20 protein-coding genes are annotated in these 22,189 nt (G+C 58.9%); 13 read left to right on the forward strand and 7 right to left on the reverse strand.

From position 1 onward, the window contains the following. Nucleotides 1–52 precede the first annotated feature (52 nt). Together BLQ41_RS22825 and BLQ41_RS22830 are read left to right on the forward strand one after the other, a co-directional pair. Nucleotides 53–463, forward strand: a complete 411-nt coding sequence (locus tag BLQ41_RS22825) for a cupin domain-containing protein (protein WP_090184695.1) — start codon at nucleotides 53–55, stop codon at nucleotides 461–463. 227 nt (nucleotides 464–690) lie between these two features. Beyond that, entirely contained in the window at nucleotides 691–1,401 is a 711-nt protein-coding gene (locus BLQ41_RS22830; RefSeq protein WP_090184698.1) for an ATPase, read from the forward strand. 208 nt (nucleotides 1,402–1,609) lie between these two features. Here the strand turns inward: BLQ41_RS22830 and BLQ41_RS22835 are convergent, their stop codons facing one another. Next, nucleotides 1,610–3,271, reverse strand: coding sequence for a SulP family inorganic anion transporter (locus BLQ41_RS22835; RefSeq protein WP_090184701.1), 1,662 nt, complete (start codon nucleotides 3,269–3,271; stop codon nucleotides 1,610–1,612). Nucleotides 3,272–3,461: 190 nt separating this feature from the next. Then, nucleotides 3,462–4,742, reverse strand: a complete 1,281-nt coding sequence (locus BLQ41_RS22840; RefSeq protein ID WP_090184705.1) for a serine/threonine transporter — start codon at nucleotides 4,740–4,742, stop codon at nucleotides 3,462–3,464. Nucleotides 4,743–5,010: 268 nt separating this feature from the next. Here BLQ41_RS22840 and BLQ41_RS22845 point away from each other — a divergent pair, with 268 nt between their 5' ends. The 6 genes from BLQ41_RS22845 (at nucleotide 5,011) to BLQ41_RS22870 (ending at nucleotide 10,951) form a co-directional block, all read left to right on the forward strand. Continuing rightward, on the forward strand, nucleotides 5,011–5,394 hold the full coding sequence (locus BLQ41_RS22845) for a tautomerase family protein (protein ID WP_090184707.1): 384 nt from the start codon (nucleotides 5,011–5,013) through the stop codon (nucleotides 5,392–5,394). Between the two features lie 42 nt (nucleotides 5,395–5,436). Continuing rightward, on the forward strand, nucleotides 5,437–6,375 hold the full coding sequence (locus tag BLQ41_RS22850) for a DMT family transporter (protein ID WP_090184712.1): 939 nt from the start codon (nucleotides 5,437–5,439) through the stop codon (nucleotides 6,373–6,375). Between the two features lie 185 nt (nucleotides 6,376–6,560). Further along, entirely contained in the window at nucleotides 6,561–7,526 is a 966-nt protein-coding gene (locus BLQ41_RS22855; protein WP_090184715.1) for a 2-hydroxyacid dehydrogenase, read from the forward strand. Between the two features lie 143 nt (nucleotides 7,527–7,669). Further along, complete coding sequence (locus BLQ41_RS22860; protein ID WP_090184718.1) at nucleotides 7,670–8,737, forward strand: phosphotransferase family protein; 1,068 nt, start codon at nucleotides 7,670–7,672, stop codon at nucleotides 8,735–8,737. 44 nt (nucleotides 8,738–8,781) lie between these two features. Next, nucleotides 8,782–9,549, forward strand: a complete 768-nt coding sequence (locus tag BLQ41_RS22865; protein WP_090184721.1) for an SDR family oxidoreductase — start codon at nucleotides 8,782–8,784, stop codon at nucleotides 9,547–9,549. A 286-nt stretch (nucleotides 9,550–9,835) separates the two neighbouring features. Further along, on the forward strand, nucleotides 9,836–10,951 hold the full coding sequence (locus tag BLQ41_RS22870) for a Gfo/Idh/MocA family protein (protein WP_090184724.1): 1,116 nt from the start codon (nucleotides 9,836–9,838) through the stop codon (nucleotides 10,949–10,951). A gap of 80 nt (nucleotides 10,952–11,031) precedes the next feature. On the opposite strand, the gene BLQ41_RS22875 is transcribed toward BLQ41_RS22870, so the two are convergent. From BLQ41_RS22875 to BLQ41_RS22885, 3 genes are all read right to left on the reverse strand, one after another. Continuing rightward, complete coding sequence (locus BLQ41_RS22875; RefSeq protein ID WP_090184728.1) at nucleotides 11,032–11,253, reverse strand: hypothetical protein; 222 nt, start codon at nucleotides 11,251–11,253, stop codon at nucleotides 11,032–11,034. 173 nt (nucleotides 11,254–11,426) lie between these two features. Further along, nucleotides 11,427–11,675, reverse strand: a complete 249-nt coding sequence (locus BLQ41_RS22880) for a DUF1652 domain-containing protein (protein ID WP_090184730.1) — start codon at nucleotides 11,673–11,675, stop codon at nucleotides 11,427–11,429. Nucleotides 11,676–11,876: 201 nt separating this feature from the next. Continuing rightward, nucleotides 11,877–13,373, reverse strand: coding sequence for a helix-turn-helix transcriptional regulator (locus BLQ41_RS22885; RefSeq protein WP_090184732.1), 1,497 nt, complete (start codon nucleotides 13,371–13,373; stop codon nucleotides 11,877–11,879). Nucleotides 13,374–13,564: 191 nt separating this feature from the next. Here BLQ41_RS22885 and BLQ41_RS22890 point away from each other — a divergent pair, with 191 nt between their 5' ends. Both BLQ41_RS22890 and BLQ41_RS22895 read left to right on the forward strand, forming a co-directional pair. Further along, nucleotides 13,565–13,996: a YeeE/YedE family protein gene (locus BLQ41_RS22890; RefSeq protein ID WP_408003471.1), complete on the forward strand. Its 432-nt coding sequence runs from the start codon at nucleotides 13,565–13,567 to the stop codon at nucleotides 13,994–13,996. Nucleotides 13,997–13,998: 2 nt separating this feature from the next. After that, entirely contained in the window at nucleotides 13,999–14,412 is a 414-nt protein-coding gene (locus tag BLQ41_RS22895; RefSeq protein WP_090184738.1) for a DUF6691 family protein, read from the forward strand. A gap of 78 nt (nucleotides 14,413–14,490) precedes the next feature. On the opposite strand, the gene BLQ41_RS22900 is transcribed toward BLQ41_RS22895, so the two are convergent. Next, on the reverse strand, nucleotides 14,491–15,774 hold the full coding sequence (locus tag BLQ41_RS22900) for a Zn-dependent hydrolase (RefSeq protein ID WP_090184740.1): 1,284 nt from the start codon (nucleotides 15,772–15,774) through the stop codon (nucleotides 14,491–14,493). Between the two features lie 96 nt (nucleotides 15,775–15,870). After that, entirely contained in the window at nucleotides 15,871–17,355 is a 1,485-nt protein-coding gene (locus BLQ41_RS22905) for an NCS1 family nucleobase:cation symporter-1 (RefSeq protein ID WP_090184743.1), read from the reverse strand. A 553-nt stretch (nucleotides 17,356–17,908) separates the two neighbouring features. Here BLQ41_RS22905 and hydA point away from each other — a divergent pair. From hydA to preA, 3 genes are all read left to right on the forward strand, one after another. Next, nucleotides 17,909–19,348, forward strand: coding sequence for a dihydropyrimidinase (gene hydA / locus BLQ41_RS22910; RefSeq protein WP_090184746.1), 1,440 nt, complete (start codon nucleotides 17,909–17,911; stop codon nucleotides 19,346–19,348). A 154-nt stretch (nucleotides 19,349–19,502) separates the two neighbouring features. After that, nucleotides 19,503–20,870 carry an NAD(P)-dependent oxidoreductase gene (locus tag BLQ41_RS22915; protein ID WP_090184749.1) on the forward strand — a complete coding sequence of 456 codons (1,368 nt, stop codon included), beginning with the start codon at nucleotides 19,503–19,505 and terminating at the stop codon, nucleotides 20,868–20,870. Further along, complete coding sequence (preA, locus tag BLQ41_RS22920) at nucleotides 20,871–22,145, forward strand: NAD-dependent dihydropyrimidine dehydrogenase subunit PreA (RefSeq protein ID WP_090184752.1); 1,275 nt, start codon at nucleotides 20,871–20,873, stop codon at nucleotides 22,143–22,145. Nucleotides 22,146–22,189 lie beyond the last annotated feature (44 nt).

The raw sequence follows: 22,189 nt of genomic DNA on the forward strand, positions 1-22,189 counted from the left end.
AGGCCCGGGGACTATCGTGGGTCCTGACGATAACCACCGCAGGTAAAGAACCATGAAAGCTTTGCGTTTCCTGGCTGCCCCCCTCGCCGCCCTCGCCCTGACCGTATCCGCCTCGGCATTTGCCCATGACCCTTCGGAAAAGGTCACGATCCTGCAGGACCAAATGCTGCAGAACGTGCCGGGGAAAAAGGCATTGATGATCGAAGTCGACTACAAACCGGGACAATCCTCTATCGCCCACAAGCATGAAGGTACCGCCATGGCCTACGTGCTTTCGGGATCGATTACCTCGCAAGTGAAGGGTGAAAAGGCAATTACCTATAAGGCTGGTGAGTTCTGGTACGAACCCGCAGGCTCGGAGCATCTGGTCTCGAAAAATGCCAGCAAGACCAAACCTGCGAAGTTGCTGGTGTTCATGGTGCTGTCCCCGGACGAAAAAGTGTTGATCCCCTTGGAAAACTGATGGCTGAACGTGCAACCATAAATAAACAGGCCCGAACTTGATGTTTGGGCCTCTTTATTTCCACGCGGCATTAACTGAAAACTGTTAAACCAAATAAAACTAGGGATCAACCGACAAGTTGAGCGCTGGCTATTTCAATCAATCGCGACAGGTTTAGTCTGGAGTCACCGAGATTATCTCCGGTAACTAAGATGCTTAAACCCAAGTTGTTTCACTGGAGAAACACCATGAAACTTGCGCTTGCCAGTACCTTAACAATGACTGTTGTATTAACCGGCTGCTCGATTCCCACCGCACCCACGGCAGTGTCTTCGCTGGACGGCCTCTTGATGCAACCGGTCGGTCGCAGCAATGCCACGCGCATTGCCAACGGCAGCCATGTTTCGCTGGGCGTCATCTACAGCCGAAATACCCAGGTCAACCGGGCCTACCTTCAGGACTACCAGGCCAATGCCGGCACCGGTTTCGGTCAAAGCCTGCTGGTGCAGTCGATTCACGATGCCTATGTTGCAACCTCCAAGCCCGATCTCGCCGTGGACTGGGTCAAGGCGTCCCTGCAGCGTCAGTTCGGTTCAGTCACGGTGTACCCGGACCTGCAAAGTCTCAAAGCGGCGAAACCCGACGTGATGGCGATTATCGACAGCCGCAGTCAATTGATCACCTCGCGCAGTTCCGACATACAGGCTGATGTCAGCGCCGATTTTTATGATGCCCACTTTAATTACATCGGCACTGCACAGGGGCATGACGCCAAAGAACTGAGCCCTGTATGGGCGGACTACAAACGCAGCGAAGAGATAGTCGCGGACATTAACGAACAACAGAATGTACAAGTTCGCGCACTGCAAAAGTTTGACCAGTCGCTCAATAATTTACTGACCAGCCCGACAGATAAAGTGTCGATGCTTGATAATAACTGGAGCCATAAGTTGTATTAAGGCTAATGGCCCCTTCGAACGGCTGAGTGGAGGCGTTCATCTGGGGGGCAGGCACGCAGCCGACCGGAGGCGATGCCCCCAGATGAATGCCGGAGCGAGGGGCCGGACGCCGGGGCAAAGACCTTTGCTTCCTTTGGGCTGGGCCGGCACTCCGGCATTTGCCGAAGGGGCTCGCCGTAACTGGATGGACTCGCCCGCACAGACAAACTCAGCTAGACGGCTTGAGAGCCTGCTGCACAGCATCATCAACACTCAACCCACTAAGAAACACCTGCTCCAGCTCCTGCGTCGGCAACATCGCCAGCACCGCCTTCGCCTCATGCTTAAGCCGCGCCAGAATCAACAACATATCCAACGCCCGCACCTGCAAAAAGAACACCTCCAGCGCCTCGATACTGGTGCCATCCAGATCAGGCGACTCCTCCAGACTGAGAATAATCGTATGCACCGGCGGCTCCGCATGCCGCGCCAGACGCAACGCACCACCCAAAATACGCTCCACGTTAGCGAAAAACAGCGCCTCGCTGGGCCGCACAATCAACACCCCAGGGATTTTATGGGCATCCGGATGACGCTGCACATCAACATAATCATGACTGCTGCCCATCTGCCCCAGCACCTGAATATCCGCCGACGACATCTGCTTTAGCATCAGCACCACACTGATCGCCACCGCCACGAGCAAACCATCCAGCACGCCCAACACCAGCACCGCCGCCACCGCACAAATCACCAGCAGACGGTCACGACGCCAGATGAAATAGCGGCCCAATGGCTGAAGGCTCAACCCCCGCGCCAAGGCATAAATAACGATGGCGGCCAGTACCGGCTCAGGCGTCAAGGCAATGTAGGGCAATACCGTGAGGACAATCAGCAACACCACCACCGCCGCGACCACACCGGACAGCCGTGAACCGGCACCCGCCGCCTCATTCGCCGACGTCGCGGAATAACCGGCACCCGCCGGCATGCCATGGAACAAGCCAGACAACAGATTCGCCGCACCCAGGGCCAGCAGGTCGCGGTTCGACGAAACCCGGTCGTTATGCTTGAGCGCAAAAGAGGTAATCGATCCGTAGGATTCGGCATACAGGATCATCACCATGGCAAACGCCAACTCCCCCAGGCGCAACCAGTCGGCAAAGGGCAACACTGGCAGCTTTGGCACTTCAAGGCTCAGGTCTATCACCCCGATCAGATCCACCCCATAAGCCGGTAAGTTCAGCCACTGGCCAGCGGCGATGCCGAGCGCCACCACCAGTAAACCGCCTGGTACATGCCGCAACCGCGCGCACAGCCACAACACCAGCAGCGCGACAGCTGCAACCAGCAAACCAACGCGATTCCATTGCGACCACTGCTCCAGCAGTTGCGGGACATAACGAATCAGGTTGCCGTTGCTCAGGTGCACGTCGACGATGCTCGCGAACTGTTTGAGGATGATGGTCAGCGCCAGCCCCAAGGCAAAGCCGCGCAGTACCGGTTTGGCGATAAAAGAGGTAACGCTGCCGAGTTTGAACAACCCGGCCAGCACAAAGAATCCGCCGGTGACCAATACAAGACCGATCGCCAGCGTCATGCGCAGACCTGAATCGCCATTTGCCAATGTGGCGGTAGCAGCAGCCAGAACCGCCGCCGAAGACGAGGTCGCCGAAACAATTGCAAAGCGGCTAGTGCCCAACAACGCGTAACACAGCAAACCGGCGAACAACGCAATGACCCCGGCCTGGGGCGGAACCGCGGCGATGCTGGAATAGGCCACCGCCTCCGGCAACAGCAAACCGGCAATCGACAGCCCGGCCAACAGGTCTCGCCAACGGTTGGGGGAATCGGCAAGGGGTTGCACCGATACGCCTTGAGCACGAGCCATGGAGCGTCTCCAGAGAAAGATCAACAAGCCGTCTACGACGCGTCAATGATGGCTCTTAGGTTAACCGTTAATCCGGTTGGGCGTGTGCTTTGGGTCATGGCATAGGCCATAAAAAACGCGGCCCCTTTTGCAAGGAGCCGCGTTTTTTTCGCGTTGATAGTTCCCACGCTCAAGCGGGAACGATCATGCGTCAGGCGCTCAACGAATAGATCAACGCCGAAATCGCCACCAGACCAACCGCTGTCACGAAGACGTTGGACGCCTGGCCGCGATAACGCGCCATCGCCGGCACCTTGCGGATTGCGTACATCGGCATCAGGAACAGAATCGCCGCGATGACCGGGCCGCCGAGGGTTTCGATCATGCCCAGGATGCTCGGGTTCAGCGTGGCCACCACCCAGCACACCACCAGCATGAAGGCGGCGGTCAGACGGTCGAGCGTCTTCGGCGCCGGACGCTTGCCGCTTTTCACGATCAGGCCTTTAAGACCTTCGCTGGCACCGATGTAGTGACCCAGGAATGACTTGGAGATGGCCACGAACGCAATCAACGGCGCCGCGAAAGCAATGGTCGGGTTGCTGAAGTGGTTGGCCAGGTAAGACAGGATCGACAGGTTCTGTGCCTTGGCTTCGGCCAGTTGCGCCGGGGACAGGGTCAGTACGCAACTGAAGACGAAAAACAGCACCATCACCACCATCAAGGCGTGGGCGCGAGACAGGATCTGCGAGCTGCGCTCCTCGGCGTGCTCACCGTAGCGACGCTTCTGGTCCACCGCGAACGCCGAGATGATCGGCGAGTGGTTGAACGAGAACACCATCACCGGAATCGCCAGCCACAATGTGTGCAGCAGCGCGGACGGCTCGGGCAGGGTCGACGCGGTGGCCAGGATGCCACCGTTCCAGTGAGGAATCAGGAACACCGCCAGGAACAGCAACGCCACGATGAACGGGTACACCATCAAGCTCATGGCCTTGACGATCGCCTGCTCGCCACACCGCACCACTGCCAGCAGACCGAGGATCAACACCAGCGACAGCACGGCGCGTGGCGGCGGCATGATGTGCAGTTGATGCTCGAGGAAACTGCCGACGGTATTGGTCAGGGCCACGCTGTAAATCAGCAGGATCGGGAAGATCGCAAAGAAGTACAGCAAGGTGATCAGCGCGCCAGCCTTGATACCGAAGTGTTCTTCCACCACCTCGGTGATGTCGGCGCCTTCACGGCCGGACAACACGAAGCGTGTCAGGCCACGGTGTGCGTAAAAGGTCATGGGAAACGCCAACACCGCCAGAATCAGCAGCGGCCAGAAGCCGCCCAGACCTGCGTTGATCGGCAAAAACAGGGTGCCCGCGCCGATGGCCGTGCCAAACAGGCCCAGCATCCAGGTGGTGTCATGGCGATTCCAGCTTGTAAGGGTCGCTGGTGTCGCCGCTACATAGCGTTCGTCGACGCTATTGGCCTGATCATTCATCCGGTGGGATCTCCGCATTCCGGTCATTTGCTACCCGGTCAGGACGAGTCGGAAAAAACCGACGGGCAGCGCCCTGGCCGAAACAGGGGCGCGATTGTCCGGGATTAATGAACAGAAGCAAAGACTTAGCTGAGGAGTGGTTGTACGGATCAGATTCGTGAAGCACGCCATTGAATAGATGTTTAAAAAATCTATCCAACAAAAGATCGGCCTCATGTACTTTCAAGCCTGACTGCCAGCCGGCAGCCGCACATCACGGAGCGCCCCCATGCCACTCGTTCGCGTCGATATCAAACAACATCAGGACCCCACTTTCGCCAAGCGTGTCGGGCAGTTGATCTACGCCGCCATGCACAGCGCCATTGGTGTGCCGGAAAACGATAATTTCCAGATTCTTGCCGAGCACGACGAACAGCATTTCATCTTCGATCCCGGCTATTTAGGCATCAAGCGCACCGATGCTCTGGTGGTGATTCAGATCACCCTGAGCGAAGGCCGCACCGTCGAACAGAAAAAACTGCTCTACAAAACCATCGCCGAAAGCCTTAATACGGAACTGGCGATACGCCTTGAAGATGTCTTCATCAATCTGGTGGAGGTCAAGAAAGAAAACTGGTCGTTTGGCAATGGAATCGCTCAATACGCGATTTGAGCGGTCGAATGTTTGACCTTTACCGACCCAGGGAGCACTTCCATGAAACAGGCCGCGCATTTCGCATTCGCTCTGCTCGGCCTGATCTGGGGCACCAACTTCATTTTCATGAAGTGGGCAGCCGAATGGATTACGCCCACGCAAATCGTGTTCCTGCGGGTGCTGTTCGGGTTCTTGCCAATTCTGGCATTTGCCCTCGCACGTCGTAGTTTGAGCTGGTCGCACCTGCGCTATAGCCATCACTTCCTGGTGATGAGTTTGCTGGCGACATCTATTTACTACTACGCCTTTGCCAAAGGCACCTCGTTATTGTTGTCCAGCGTGGCCGGGATGCTCAGCGGCGCGATCCCGTTGTTTTCGTTCATCACGGCGTGGCTTTTCCTGCGTGCCGAACCCCTTAACGCCCGCACGGCGTTCGGCATTTTCCTTGGCTTAATCGGCGTAATACTGATCGCACGCCCCTGGAACAGCCTGGCGGCCGGCGTCGATGCCAGCGGCGTGCTGTATATGATCGCCGGCTCGCTGAGCGTAGGCTGCTCGTTCGTCTACGCCCGACGATTCATCACACCACTGGGGCTGTCACCGCTGGCGCTGTCGACCTATCAGATCGGTTTCGCCCTGGTGCTCATCACGCTCGTCACCGACATGCACGGCATCGCGCATATTTCACTTGATCCCGTGGCACTGGCAGGGGTAATCCTGGGCCTTGGACTGGCAGGAACCGGCGTGGCCTACATCCTTTATTACTACATCGTGCAACGGTTGGGCGCCCTCGCCGCTTCGGGTGTCACGTACATTCCGCCGGTGGTTGCCTTGCTGATCGGCACGTTGCTGGTCGGCGAACCGCTCAAACTCCTCGACGTGCTGGCAATGCTGCTGATCCTGGGTGGCGTTTACGTCCTGCAATCAAGCGCGAAAAAACCAATCGCGGCCCCGACTGTTGCGGCGAAGCAGACTATTCGTCGATGGTCGGCGCGCTGATCCTGGCCCGCGCAGAGGCGTTGTCCGATGAAATTTTCGACGCCGCCCGGACGTTTCTGACATCACATGGATCAACGGTGCCATCAATCGCGTGTGCAATCCTCGGCCGTTGCTAAACTCCTCTGGAATCAGCAATCTGAAGCAACATTCTAGAACCGACATTCCGATGCCTACAGGAGCCCAGCATGCCTGCAACCGTTCTGGTACTGGTTGAAACCATCAACGATTATTTGCCGATTCTCGAACATCAGGGTTTTCACCTGATCCTGGCGCCGACGCCTGCCGAACGCGCAGAAGCTATCACCCGGCATGGCGGTCAGATCGATGCCGTGCTGACCCGTGGGCCCTTGGGCTTGTATGCCGATGAAATCGCCGCGCTGCCCAACCTCAAGATCATCTGCGTGATCGGCGCCGGTTATGAACACGTCGACCTGCAAGCCGCAGCCGACCGGGACATCACCGTGACCAATGGCGCCGGCGTCAATGCCTCCTCGGTCGCCGACCATGCCATGGCGATGTTGCTCTCGCTGGTGCGCGACATTCCCCGTTGCGACGCCGCCGTGCGCCGCGGCGAGTGGCCGAAGATCATGCGCCCGTCCCTGGCCGGCAAGCGCTTGGGGATTCTCGGCCTGGGCGCCGTCGGCATGGCCATCGCCAAGCGTGCCAGCGCCGGCTTCGACATGACCGTCAGTTACCACAATCGCCAGCATCGCAGTGACGTTCCCTATGCCTTCTGCTCGACGCCAACCGAACTGGCGCGCGCCTCGGACTTTCTGATCGTCGCCACACCCGGCGGGCTGGGCACCAAACACCTGATCAACAAGCAAGTACTCGATGCCTTGGGCCCGAAAGGCTTTGTCGTGAACATTGCCCGGGCCTCTGTGATCGCCACCGCCGACCTGATCAGCGCACTGGAACAACGACGCATTGCCGGTGCCGCACTGGATGTGTTCGATGCCGAGCCACAAGTGCCCGATGCATTGAAAACACTGGCTAATGTGATCCTGACGCCCCACGTCGCGGGATTGTCCCCGGAGGCGACTCAAGGGACTGTTGAACTGGTGGGAAAAAACCTGGTGGCGTTCTTCTCCGGTCATCCGGTGCTGACGCCCATTACCTTGCCGTCGGCATTGAGCAGTGTGGCGCCTTGAAGCCATTCAAACAGGTGTATCAAATACAATGATTGCCCGGCAACACGCTCACCTATAAGGCCCGATGATGGTTGTGGGGGCCGGGTGCGCGCATTAGATTAGCCAATAATCGCAGGCCTCCAGAATAAGCAGAAGGGATAAGCATGGCGCTTACTGACCAGTCCACCCGTATCCGCTCCGGCGAAGAACTCGATGCCAGCCTGATCGATCCGTACCTCAAGGCCCACATTCCGGGCCTGAGCGGTTTACCCCGGATCAGCCAGTTTCCCGGCGGCGCGTCGAACCTGACCTACTTGCTGGAATACCCGGAACAGGAGTTCGTCCTGCGCCGCCCACCGTTTGGCCACAAAGCCAAATCCGCCCATGACATGGGCCGCGAATTCCGCATCCTCAATCAGCTGCGCGATGGTTTTCCGTATTGCCCGAAAGCCTATGTGCATTGCACCGACGAATCGGTGATCGGCGCCGAATTCTATGTGATGGAGCGGGTCAAGGGGATCATCCTGCGCTCCGAACTGCCCCCGGAACTGGGCCTGGACTCGGCGAAAACCGAAGCCTTGTGCAAGAGCTTCATCGACAAGTTCGTTGAACTGCACCGCGTCGATTACAACGCCTATGGCCTGGGCGACCTCGGCAAGCCTGAAGGCTACGTGGCGCGGCAAATCAAGGGCTGGAGTGATCGCTACGAAAAGGCCCTGACCCCGGACGCGCCAAAATGGGAAGCGGTCAAGGCGTGGCTGAACGACAAAATGCCGGCCGATCACCCGACCTCCAGCATCGTCCACAACGACTATCGCTTCGACAACGTGATCCTCGATCCGAACAACCCGATGCAGATCATCGGCGTGCTCGATTGGGAACTAACCACCCTTGGCGACCCACTGATGGACCTGGGCAACACACTCGCCTACTGGATCGAAGCCGCCGACCCGGCGCCGGTGCAACTGATGCGACGCCAGCCCAGCCATGCCCCGGGCATGCTGACCCGACGCGAGTTTGTCGATTACTACGCCGAGCGCTCAGGCATCCAGATTGACAACTTCGACTTCTACTACACCTATGGCCTGTTCCGCCTCGCCGGCATCGTGCAACAGATCTACTACCGCTTCTTCCATGGTCAGACCCAGGACAAACGCTTCGCGCAGTTCATTCACATGAACAAACTGCTGGAGCAAATGAGCCTGCAAGTCATCCAGAAATCCAGCCTTTGATTACGCGCCTGGCCCAATAACAAGACTTTTCATAAGAGAATCCCATGTCCAAGACTCAGTTGTTCGACCTCGACGGCAAGATCGCTTTCGTCTCCGGCGCCAGCCGTGGCATCGGTGAAGCCATCGCCAAGCTCCTGGCCCAGCAAGGCGCCCACGTCATCGTCTCGAGCCGCAAACTCGACGGTTGCCAGCACGTGGCCGACGCCATCATCGCCGCCGGCGGCAAAGCCACCGCCGTGGCTTGCCACATTGGTGAAATGGAGCAGATCAGCCAGGTCTTTGCCGGCATCCGCGAACAGTTCGGGCGCCTGGACATCCTCGTCAACAACGCGGCAACCAACCCACAGTTCTGCAACGTACTGGACACCGACCTCAGCGCCTTCCAGAAAACCGTCGACGTGAACATTCGCGGTTACTTCTTCATGTCGGTCGAAGCCGGCAAACTGATGCGCGAACATGGCGGCGGCAGCATCATCAACGTCGCGTCGATCAACGGCATCTCGCCGGGCATCTTCCAGGGCATCTACTCGGTGACCAAAGCGGCAGTGATCAACATGACCAAAGTGTTCGCCAAGGAATGCGCGCAATTCGGCATTCGCTGCAACGCCCTGCTGCCAGGCCTGACTGACACCAAGTTTGCGTCGGCGCTGGTGAAGAACGAGGCCATTTTGAACACCGCGCTGCAGCAGATCCCGCTCAAGCGCGTGGCGGATCCGAGCGAGATGGCCGGCGCCGTGTTGTACCTGGCGAGCGATGCGTCCAGCTACACCACCGGGGTTTCGTTGAATGTGGATGGCGGGTTCTTGTCCTGATCCATTTCCCCGGATGAACAAAAGGCAGCCTAGGCTGCCTTTTCTCATTCCCGCGGACGCACAGCACGCCCTGTAGGAGCTGTCGAGTAAAACGAGGCTGCGATCTTCTAATCTTCAGCGGTCTCAAGCCGCCAGAAGATCAAGATCAAAAGATCGCAGCCTCGTTTCACTCGACAGCTCCTACAAGGCGGAATGACAAAAGAATGTTTGTTCTATTATTTGCATTTAGAGAATTTATATTCCATAAATAGCCTTCTCGAAAATAAGAATCCAGAAGGCCCCAGCTATGCGCGAACTCGGTATCGGACTCATCGGCACAGGCTTCATGGGCCGTGCCCACGCCTTGGCGTTTCGTAACGTCAGCGCCGTCTTCGAACTTCCCCTGAAGCTCAAGCTTGCCGCCCTCGCCGATGCCGATCCGCAGCGCGCCCGGAACTGTGCGCAAGCCTGGGGCTTTGAAACGGCGCACTCCGACTGGCAACAGTTGATCGATGACCCGAAGGTCAATCTCGTCGCTATCACCACGCCCAATCATCTGCACTACCCCATGGCCATGGCCGCCCTCGCCGCCGGCAAGCCGGTGTATTGCGAAAAGCCTTTGGCGGTGAACCTGGAGCAAGCCGCCGCCATGCGCCAGGCGGCCAAAGCGGTAGGTGTGGTGACGCGGGTCGGTTACAACTATCAGCACAACCCGATGATCACGCTGGCCCGGTCGTTGATCGACAGCGGCAAGCTTGGGCAGATCATCAGTTTTGAGGGGGAGTTCAGCGAGGATTTCATGGCTGATCCAGCTTCACCCTGGTCGTGGCGATGCGATGCCGGTCATGCAGGCGGCGCACTGGCGGACCTGGGCAGTCATTTGCTGGCGATGGCGCGGTATCTGATGGGTGACGTCGAGGCGGTTTGTGCGAGCACTCAAACCGTGCACCGCCAGCGTCCTGCTACGGCCGGCAGTCAGGAACAACGGCCCATTGCGGTCGACGATCACGTCCATGCGCTGCTGCGATTCGCCAATGGCGCCCAAGGGACGTTCAGCAGCAGTTGGCTCAAGCAAGGTTACAAGAATCACCTGAGTTTCGAGATCAGCGGTACCGAAGGCACGCTGGCGTTCGATCAGGAGCGCTTGAACGAATTGCGCCTGTATCGCACCGGCCAGGACGGTTTCCAGCGTTTGCTTGCGGGACCGGATCTGCCAGGTTATGCGGCATTCAGCCCGGCGGCGGGTCACCAATTGGGTTACAACGAATTGAAGACCCTGGAAGTGCATGACCTGGTGTTGGCCCTCGCCGGCCTTTCCCAAGGAGGCACTGACTTTGAGCAAGCCTGGGAAGTCGAACGCCTGGCGACAGCGATTCGCTTGGCCGCGAACGAGTCACGGTGGGTCGGTATAGAAGAAGTCTGAGACGCGTAAGCGATTTACCGCCCGCGAGGCACGCCACGGGCGATCCGTCGCCCATGGCTTGAAGAGGCTTTCGCCGGGTCTTACTGGGTGACGCAACGGGTCAGCGTGGTGGTGCGGGTGACTTGCGCATCAACCCGTGCATCGCCTTGTACATCGGTTTTATCCGTGGTTTCGCAGGTGCGTTGTGGAATCGGCGGCGGAGCAGCTGGCGGTGGCGGTGGTGGACTGGCGCAACCGCCAAGAATCGCCACGCAGAAGGCGAGCGACAGAGGCGAAAAAACACGTTTCCCAAGATTGTTCATAGATGGACTCGCGGTCAGTAATCGACACTTTCCGCGACCCGACGACAACACCGCGACTACGCGGACTGGTCACAGAAAATTATACCCTCGCATTTCTTATAGCCCAGTCACCCGTCAATGCCAGCAAATAAGCCACTTTAGCCCTATTCAACGCGGAAAAACGACAGCCTCCACTAGCCCTTTTCCGAGCGATGCAAGCTGTTACTTTCAAGTTCATAGCGTAATTCTTCAACCAACGCCTGAATCGCCTGGGGTGTTCCGAGATTCGTGACCTTCAGTCCGCTGACCACGAGGTCAACCTGCCCCGAAACGGGATGATAAAGCTTGACCGTCACCGAGTTATCGCCCGAAACACTGCACTCACAGGCCCGGGGAGAAAACTGCTGCTCCAGTTGCGCGCGCAATTGCGCTATATGAATCATCACGACTCACCCTTGGATTGGCTGGCTATCCCGTCGACTGCAATGGGGGGGAAATGGGGAAGCATGCGACTGTTCCTTAATCTATCTCATAGAGGATGCGGCACCGGTCAAAAAAAACCTGTGTCGCACCCTCACAGATTAAAAACACTCGTCACTCGCAAAAACATTCATTTGCACCGGCAGACCTAGTGCATTTGCACCTTATCGAGATGGCTTGGACCGCCAATCGCTGGCGAACAACCCCCGTTCCCGCGCCCACACAATCGCCTCGCTGCGACTGTGCACGTCGAGCTTGGAATACACCGTCGACACATGATTACGCACGGTGTTGGGCGCCAGCTTCAGGCGCGCGGCGATTTCCTTGTCGGCCAGGCCTTCGCAGATCAGCTCGAGTACATCGCGCTCCCGGGCGGTCAGGTCAGTGAAGGACACGCTGGGCAACTGCGGCGAGTTGACGCTCTTCACATTGGCCAGTTTTTCGATGAGTGTCCGGCTGAACCAGGACGCGTCTTTCATCACCTCTTCAATCGCCGCCACCAACTCAAGTTCAGTGCGTTTACGTTCGGTGATGTCCATCAAAACCAACAGGTAGCAGGAGTTATCCTGAATATTCACCGTGTCGGCCGACACCGCGCAGTCGATCAATTGCGTGTTTTTCTTGCGGATCCTGACATCGACCCGGTCCAGGCTTCCGGTCTTCTCCAGCACTGCAAACAGCCGGGCGCGGGCGACCTTGTCATCGATGAAATCGATCTCCGCGACGGTTTTACCGAGGACGTCGTCGCTGCTATACGCGAGGGTATCCAGGAAGGCTTCGTTGACATCGATCACCACCTGGTCCTCTGCGTTGCAGACCAGGGTCGGAACCGGCATCAAGCGAAACGCTTTGGCAAAACGCTCCTCGCTCTGGCGCAAAGCAATTTCGGCCTTGTGCCGTGGGTCCATGTCGACGAAGGAAAACAACATGCAGTCTTCTTCGTGCAGCTCCAGCGGTTGCCCGGCGACGATCACCTGTTTGCTACCACCCTGCGCGAGTTTCAGTTCGGCTTGCATCTGAGGAATCGTGGCGTGCTCGCGCAGCCGTTGAATTGCCAGGTCTTTCTTTTCGGCACCGTCCAGGATGTCCAGTTCATACGTCGATACGCCGATCACCTGATCACGGGTATAGCCGGTCATTTCCAAAAAGCCTGAATTGACCTTGATGTAACGCAAGTCACTGAGACGACAGATCACCGCCGGCGCGGGGTTGGCGTTGAAGGTCTTTTCGAACCGCTGCTCGGCGCTGGCCCACTCGGTGACGTCATCCATGATCAGCACCAGCGACTCCGGTTCCCCGGCGCTATCGGCCAACACCATGCTGCGCACGTTGTGCACCCAGGTGCGCTCTTCGTCGTCGACCGGCGTCACTTCTACCAGTACATCACTGAAGGTCTCGCCCTTGGCGACGCGGCTGATCGGGTAGTTTTCCGGCGGCACCGGGTGATTGTTGCGATAACGCAAGGCGAAACGCTTGGCATACGCCTTGGCATTCTCCCCCAAATCGCTGATCCGACTGACGCCGTGCATGGCGAGCGCGGCGTCATTGGCCCAAAGGATGGTCTGGTCGAGCTCCAGCAGAATCACCCCGTCGGACAACCCGGCGATGATTTGCTGCAACTGACGGCGATTGGTTTCGGTGGTCAGGACGTCCTGGCTCATTGGATCTCCACGCGTTTTGCGGCGGCGCATTAGCGCCAATCTGTGAAGATTACGACCGCAGGGGGGTGGGATAGTGCAGCGAACATGTCCTGCCCGCCGTCATGGTGCGTGACACATCCACAGATGCGGCCCTAAGCTCAAACAACAAACTGTTCTAATGCTGTTTATGACCTGTAAGGAGCGTTGCCGTGATGCTGGATACGATTCACTTCACCCCGTGGTCCGCGTTGGCTGGCGGCGCGCTGATCGGTTTGGCGGCCAGCCTGCTGGTGGTGGCCAATGGACGGGTGGCCGGGATCAGCGGTTTGCTGGGCAGCCTGCTGTCGCCGACCGATTCGGGTCGTGGTGAAAAAGCCTTGTTCATCCTCGGGCTGCTGGCCGCGCCATTGGTGTGGGCGTTGTTTCAGGCATGGCCGGCCATCGAGTTCAAGACCGGTGCCGTGGGGCTGGTCGTCGCTGGATTGTGCGTCGGGATCGGCACCCGCTATGGCTCGGGATGCACCAGCGGCCATGGCGTGTGTGGTCTTTCGCGGCTGTCACCGCGGTCTATCGTCGCGACGTTGTGTTTCATGTTCGCAGGGTTTGTGACGGTGTTTGTGCTGCGTCATTTGTTGGGGTTTTGAGCATGAAAAAACTGACGGCTTTTGTCGCTGGGCTGTTGTTCGGCATCGGCCTGTTGCTGGCAGGCATGGCCAACCCGGCCAAGGTCCTGGGGTTTCTCGATATCGCCGGGGTGTGGGATCCGTCCCTGGCGCTGGTCATGGTCGCGGCCATTGCAGTGGCCTGGGCACCGTTTCATTGGGCGATGAAACACCCCACGTCGTTGCTGGGGGCGCCGATGCAATTGCCGGTCAGTCGTGAACTGGATCGACGGTTGATCGGAGGCAGTGTGTTGTTCGGGGTTGGTTGGGGCATTGCCGGCATCTGCCCCGGGCCTGCGCTGGTGTTGTTGCCGACCGGGCACTGGCAGGCATGGGTGTTCGTGATCGCCATGCTGGCGGGTATGTTGATCTTCAAGGCATTGCAGGCGCGCCGTTAAGTCACAGCAAGCTCAACCCTGGAGACACCGTAGCTTTCGCGGCGCAGGCCTGGGCGAAAGCTACGATCGTTTCGGCGCTCAGGCCGCCATTTGTCCGCTGGCAATCGCCGCCGACGCTGCCAGCATCGCCCGCAACAACACCGCACACCCCGCCGCCAGATCATCCGGCGCGGCGTTTTCGATTTCGTTGTGGCTGATGCCACCTTCGCACGGTACGAAGATCATCCCGGCCGGGCCGAGCTCGGCGAGGAAAATCGCGTCGTGCCCTGCTCCGCTGACAATGTCCATGTTCGACAACCCCAAGCCTTGCGCCGCATTGCGTACGGCTTCCACGCAGCCCTTGTCGAAGTACAGCGGCGGAAAATCGGCGGTCGGGGTCAGTTCGTAGGTCAGGCCATGTTCTTCGCAGGTGGTTTCGATGACTTCGCGGACTTCGGCAATCATCGAGTCCAGGCGTGCCGGTTCCAGATGACGGAAATCGAGAGTCATGCGCACTTCGCCGGGAATGACGTTGCGTGAGCCCGGATAGGCTTGCAGGCAACCGACGGTGCCGCAGGCGTGAGGTTGATGGCTGAGGGCGGCACGGTTGACTGCGCCGACGATGACCGAGGCGCCGACCAGAGCGTCTTTGCGCAGGTGCATCGGGGTCGGGCCGGCATGCGCTTCGACGCCGCGCAGTTTCAGGTCGAACCATTTCTGGCCCAGTGCTCCCATCACCACGCCGATGGTCTTGCGTTCGTCTTCAAGGATCGGCCCCTGTTCGATGTGGGCTTCGAAATAGGCGCCGACCGCATGGCCGCTGACCTGGCGTGGGCCGGCGTAGCCGATGGCGTTCAAGGCTTCGCCAACGGTGACGCCATCGGCATCGACCTTGGCCAGGGTTTCTTCCAGGGTGAATTTTTCGGCGAACACGCCGGAGCCCATCATGCATGGAGCGAAACGCGAGCCTTCTTCGTTGGTCCAGACCACCACTTCCAGCGGCGCTTCGGTTTCCACGCCGAGGTCGTTGAGGGTGCGCAGCACTTCGACGCCGGCCAGGACGCCGAAACAGCCGTCGAACTTGCCGCCGGTGGGCTGAGTGTCGATGTGGCTGCCGGTCATCACCGGTGGCAGGTTCGGATTACGGCCCGGGCGGCGGGCGAAGATGTTGCCGACGGCGTCGATGCTGACGGTGCAGCCCGCCTCCTCGCACCAGCGCACGAAGATATCCCGGGCCTGGCGGTCGAGGTCGGTCAGGGCCAGGCGACAGACGCCGCCCTTGACCGTCGCGCCGAGCTTGGCGAGTTCCATGAGCGACTGCCATAAGCGGTCGCGATTGATGTGCTGATGGGTGGATTGCAGAACGTCTACCGCTGCGTTCATGGTGATCTCCTCAGGCAGTTCTTATGGATTTGTTCAGGTATTTCATCGGTGAATTCGAGGCCGTCTTCGCGGGCAAGCCCGCGAAGAGGCCATCCGCTACACCGCAGATTTCGCTACAGATGGGCTGGGGCGCATCGAGCACAGGCCGTAATAAATCAGCCCGCCCAGCGCCGAACCGGTGAACCAGCCGTAGCTGTAAAACCAGCTGAATGCATCGCTGCCCAGCGACAGCAGCGTCAACGCCACCGGCACACCAAACGCGGCAAACCCGAACCAGTTCCAGGCCGGGTACACGTCATCGCGATACAACCCGGCCAGGTCCAGTTGCTGTTTCTTGATCAGGAAATAGTCCACCACCATGATCCCGGCAATGGGCCCCAGCAGGCTTGAATATCCCAGCAGCCAGTTCGAATACACCGTTTCCAGGCTCAGGTCAGAAACGATCAACCCAAGCTTTTTCAGCAGCTCATGGGCCATCAGCAACAGCCCCACCAAGCCTGTCAGCAATACCGCTTTTGTGCGGTTGATCACCTTGGGCGCGATGTTCTGGAAGTCGTTGGTCGGAGACACGATATTGGCGGCGGTGTTGGTCGACAGCGTGGCGATGATGATCAATGCCATGGCCAGCGCGACCCAGACCGGGCTCTGGATATGGCCGATCAGCGTCACCGGGTCGGAAACGGTCACGCCCACCAGTTTCACCGAGGCGGCGGTCATCACCACGCCCAGCGAGGCGAACAGGAACATGGTCAGCGGCAGACCGATGATCTGGCCGACAATCTGGTCCTTCTGGCTTTTCGCGTAACGGCTGAAGTCCGGAATGTTCAGGGACAAGGTGGCCCAGAATCCAACCATCGCAGTCAGCCCGGCGGCGAAGTAGCTGACCACGCTGGCGCCTTCCGGACGTTTAGGCGGGATGGCCAGCAATTCGGTCATCGACACGTTTGGCATGGCCCAGACCAGCAGCCCCACACCGACCAGCACCAATAAGGGGGCCGACAGGGTTTCAAGCCACTTGATCGACTCGGCGCCACGAATCACCACCCAAAGGTTCAGCGCCCAGAAGATCATGAAGCCGATGACTTCACCGGTGCCGCCCAGGGATTTCCAGCCCTCGAACACCGAGCCGAGGAACAGGTGGATCGCCAGGCCGCCGAACATCGTCTGGATGCCGAACCAGCCACACGCCACCAGCGCGCGGATCAGGCACGGAATGTTGGACCCCAGAATGCCGAAAGACGAACGCAGCAACACCGGAAACGGGATGCCGTACTTGGTGCCGGGAAAGGCGTTCAAGGTCAGGGGAATCAACACGATGATGTTGGCAAACAGAATCGCCACCACGGCTTCGCCGACGCTCAGGCCGAAATACGCGGTGAGCACGCCACCGAGGGTGTAAGTCGGCACGCAGATCGCCATGCCGACCCACAGCGCGGTGATGTGCCATTTGTTCCAGGTTCGTTCGCGCACCTTGGTCGGTGCCATGTCGTGGTTGTAACGGGGACTGTCGAGGACATCGCTGCCGGCTTCGAGCTCGAACAAGCCGTCGCGCTCGGTCACTTGCGATCTGATCTGTTGCATGGCCGCTCCACTGTTCTTTGAATTATTTTTTGCTCATCGGGGGCTGTGGGCATCAATAAGCGTGCCGGGCACCCCTTTTGCGCATCGGGCAGTTCCATAAAAACTTTGCAACTAACTGATGTTGATCAGTTTTATTTATATACCCAGTGAGTCCTCGGTGGCTGGCGTGTTCACTCAGGCCGAATGACACGCAAGTTGTCCGAACAGTCAGGACTCAAAGTGGTGCGTCTTACTTTTTTTCAATTGTTGCGCATCAACCATAGACCATACTCAAGCGGCTGATTTCACATAAGAAATCTCGTCTATTTTTGGAACCTGTCAAGTGCGTCAAAATGGTGAGCCACCTCACCATTTTGGTGATTTGTATTTTTTATCGTTATTTATCATCAACTTAAAACAGATATAAGCTTATAAAAAATATTCTTGCTGATTCCACAAACTCAGACTAGCTTCTATTCCTGACAGTGCTGACAGGAATACACCTGTTTGCGTTGGCTTCATATAAAACATTTAGAACCGGCATCAGTCGGTCATTGCCTGCGAGGAACTCGGAATGTCTCTGTTGATCCGTGGCGCCACCGTTATTACCCATGATGAAAGTTATCGCGCCGACGTCTATTGCGCTGACGGCGTGATCAAAGCCATCGGCGAGAATCTTGATGTTCCGGCGGGTGCCGAAGTGCTCGACGGCAGCGGCCAATACCTGATGCCCGGCGGCATCGATCCGCACACGCACATGCAATTGCCCTTCATGGGCACGGTGGCCAGCGAAGACTTCTTCAGCGGCACGGCGGCGGGACTGGCCGGCGGTACCACCTCAATCATCGACTTCGTGATTCCCAACCCGCAGCAATCCTTGATGGAAGCCTTCCACCAGTGGCGCGGCTGGGCCGAGAAGTCGGCGTCGGATTATGGTTTCCACGTCGCGATCACCTGGTGGAGCGAACAGGTCCGCGAGGAAATGGCCGAGCTGGTCAGCCAGCACGGCGTCAACAGCTTCAAGCATTTCATGGCCTACAAGAACGCGATCATGGCGGCCGATGACACCCTGGTGGCGAGCTTCGAGCGCTGCCTGGAACTGGGCGCCGTACCCACCGTGCATGCGGAAAACGGCGAGCTGGTGTATCACCTGCAACGCAAGTTGATGGCCCAAGGCATCACCGGGCCTGAAGCGCATCCACTGTCGCGACCGTCGCAGGTGGAAGGCGAAGCCGCGAGCCGGGCTATCCGCATCGCCGAAACCTTGGGCACGCCGTTGTACCTGGTGCATGTCTCGACCAAGGAAGCCCTCGACGAAATCACCTACGCCCGCAGCAAGGGCCAACAAGTCTATGGAGAAGTCCTGGCCGGGCATCTGCTGCTGGACGACAGCGTCTATCAACACCCGGACTGGCAGACCGCCGCCGGTTACGTAATGAGCCCGCCCTTCCGTCCTCGCGGCCACCAGGAAGCGCTTTGGCATGGGTTGCAATCAGGCAACCTGCACACCACCGCCACCGACCATTGCTGTTTCTGCGCCGAGCAAAAAGCCGCCGGTCGTGATGACTTCAGCAAAATCCCCAATGGCACCGCCGGTATCGAAGACCGCATGGCCGTGCTGTGGGATGAAGGGGTGAACACCGGACGCTTGTCGATGCAACATTTCGTTGCGCTGACTTCCACCAACACCGCGAAGATCTTCAACCTCTACCCGCGCAAAGGCGCGATTCGCGTCGGCGCCGATGCGGATCTGGTGCTGTGGGACCCGGAGGGTACGCGAACCATCTCGGCCAAGACGCACCACCAACAGGTCGACTTCAACATCTTTGAAGGCAAGACCGTGCGCGGCGTGCCGAGCCATACCGTGAGCCAGGGCCGAGTGGTGTGGGCCGACGGTGATCTGCGCGCCGAGCGCGGGGCCGGGCGGTATGTCGAACGGCCGGCGTATCCGGCGGTGTTTGACTTGCTGAGTAAGCGGGCTGAGTTGAATAAGCCGACGGCTGTGAAACGCTGAAATCGAGGCCTTCGACCATCGCGAGCAGGCTCACTCCCACATTTGAAATGCATTCCCCTGTGGGAGCGGGCTTGCCCGCGATAGGGCCGGCCCGGACGACACAAAAACCAATGCCCATCAGAGGCAGTACCTCAATAACCGTGAGGCCAACACCGTGATCAAGACCCTGAATCACCTCCCGCATCCCCATGAGGATGCGGCCGCTCTCGCCGGCCACTTCACCGATCTGGCGCCACCCTTGAACGCTCGCCAGGCACACCTCGAAGCCTCGCGCTGCCTGTATTGCTACGACGCGCCGTGCGTGAACGCCTGCCCGAGCGAGATCGATATTCCGTCGTTCATTCGCAACATTCATCAGGAAAACGTTCAAGGTGCCGCGCACAAAATCCTCTCGGCGAACATCCTCGGCGGCAGTTGCGCCCGGGTGTGCCCGACTGAAATTCTTTGCCAGCAAGCCTGCGTGCGTAACAACGAGCAAGAATGCGCTCCGGTGTTAATCGGCCTGTTGCAGCGGTACGCCGTGGATAATGCACACTTCACCGAACACCCGTTCCAGCGCGCCGCCGCGACCGGCAAACGCATCGCAGTGGTCGGCGCGGGCCCGGCGGGTTTGTCCTGCGCCCATCGCAGTGCAATGCACGGCCATGACGTGGTGATTTTCGAAGCACGGGAAAAGGCTGGCGGGCTCAACGAGTACGGGATCGCCAAATACAAGCTGGTGGACGATTACGCACAGAAGGAGCTTGAGTTCCTGATGCAGATTGGCGGGATCGAAATCCGTCACGGCCAAAAACTCGGCGAGAACCTGACCTTGAGCGAGCTGCATCAGCAATACGACGCCGTGTTCCTTGGCCTCGGTCTGGCCGCCAGCAAACAATTGGGCATGCCCCACGAGGATGCACCCGGGCTGCTCGCCGCCACCGATTACATCCGCGAACTGCGCCAGTCCGATGACCTGACGCAACTGCCGTTGGCCGATCGCTGCATCGTGCTCGGTGCGGGCAACACCGCCGTCGACATGGCCGTGCAAATGGCTCGCCTCGGCGCGCGTGACGTCAATCTGGTGTACCGCCGTGGCGTTGAAGAGATGGGCGCCACCGGCCACGAACAGGACATCGCCAAGGCCAATCAGGTGCGTTTGCTGACCTGGGCCCAGCCTGAAGAAGTGCTGCTCGATGCCCAAGGCAACGTGCGCGGCATGCGCTTCGCCCGTACGCATTCCATCGAAGGCCGCCTACAAACCACCGGCGAAACCTTCGAACTGGCCGCTGACGCGATCTTCAAAGCCATCGGCCAGGCCTTCGACGCCAGCGCCCTCGTCGACCCGCTGGCCCGCGAACTCAAACGTCAGGGTGAGCGGATTCAGGTGGATGAAAACCTTCGCACCAGCATTCCCGGCGTGTATGCCGGTGGTGACTGCACCAGCCTCGATCAAGACCTCACCGTGCAAGCAGTGCAGCACGGCAAACGGGCCGCCGAGGCCATCAACGCTCAACTGATGCTCAACGTGGAGGCTGCGTAAATGGCCGATCTCTCGATTGTCTTCGCCGGCATCAAAGCCCCTAACCCATTCTGGCTGGCCTCCGCGCCGCCGACCGACAAGGCCTATAACGTGGTTCGCGCTTTCGAGGCGGGCTGGGGCGGCGTGGTCTGGAAAACCCTGGGTGAAGACCCGGCGGCGGTCAACGTATCGTCACGCTACTCAGCGCACTTCGGCGCCAACCGTGAAGTGGTGGGCTTCAACAACATCGAGCTGATCACCGACCGTTCGCTGGAAATCAACCTGCGGGAAATCACCCAGGTAAAAAAGGACTGGCCGGACCGCGCGCTGATCGTTTCGCTGATGGTGCCCTGCGTCGAAGAGTCGTGGAAATTCATCCTGCCGCTGGTGGAAGCCACTGGCGCCGACGGCATCGAGCTGAACTTCGGTTGCCCGCACGGCATGCCGGAACGCGGCATGGGGGCGGCGGTCGGTCAGGTGCCCGAATACGTCGAGCAGGTCACCCGCTGGTGCAAGACCTATTGCTCGCTGCCGGTGATCGTCAAGCTCACGCCGAACATCACCGACATCCGCGTTGCGGCCAGAGCAGCCCATCGAGGCGGTGCCGATGCGGTGTCGTTGATCAACACCATCAACTCGATCACCAGCGTCAATCTGGAGCGCATGGTCGCCAATCCAACCGTGGGCAGCCAAAGCACCCACGGCGGTTATTGCGGCTCGGCGGTGAAGCCGATTGCGTTGAACATGGTCGCCGAAATAGCCCGCGACCCACAGACCCAAGGCCTGCCAATCTCCGGCATTGGCGGGATTGGCAGCTGGCGTGATGCGGCGGAGTTCATCGCTCTGGGCAGTGGCTCGGTGCAAGTGTGCACCGCGGCGATGCTCCATGGTTTTCGCATTGTCGAAGAGATGAAGGACGGTTTGTCACGCTGGATGGACAGTCAGGGCTACGCCAGCATCGCGGATTTTTCCGGGCGGGCGGTGGGCAACACCACGGACTGGAAGTACCTGGACATCAACTATCAGGTGATCGCCAAGATTGATCAGCAGGCATGCATTGGTTGTGGTCGCTGCCACATTGCTTGTGAAGACACCTCACACCAGGCGATTGCCAGCCTGAAACAGGCGGACGGTACGCATAAGTACGAAGTGATCGATGACGAGTGCGTGGGCTGCAACCTGTGCCAGATCACCTGCCCGGTGGAGGATTGCATCGAGATGGTGCCTATCGAGAATGGCAAGCCGTTCCTGGACTGGAATCATGATCCGAGGAATCCCTACCACGTTGCCGTTTGATTTTTAGGATCAAGAGATCGCAGCCTCGTTTCACTCGACAGCTC

The organism is Pseudomonas arsenicoxydans, assembly GCF_900103875.1.
In the GTDB taxonomy this organism is placed as follows: domain Bacteria; phylum Pseudomonadota; class Gammaproteobacteria; order Pseudomonadales; family Pseudomonadaceae; genus Aquipseudomonas; species Aquipseudomonas arsenicoxydans.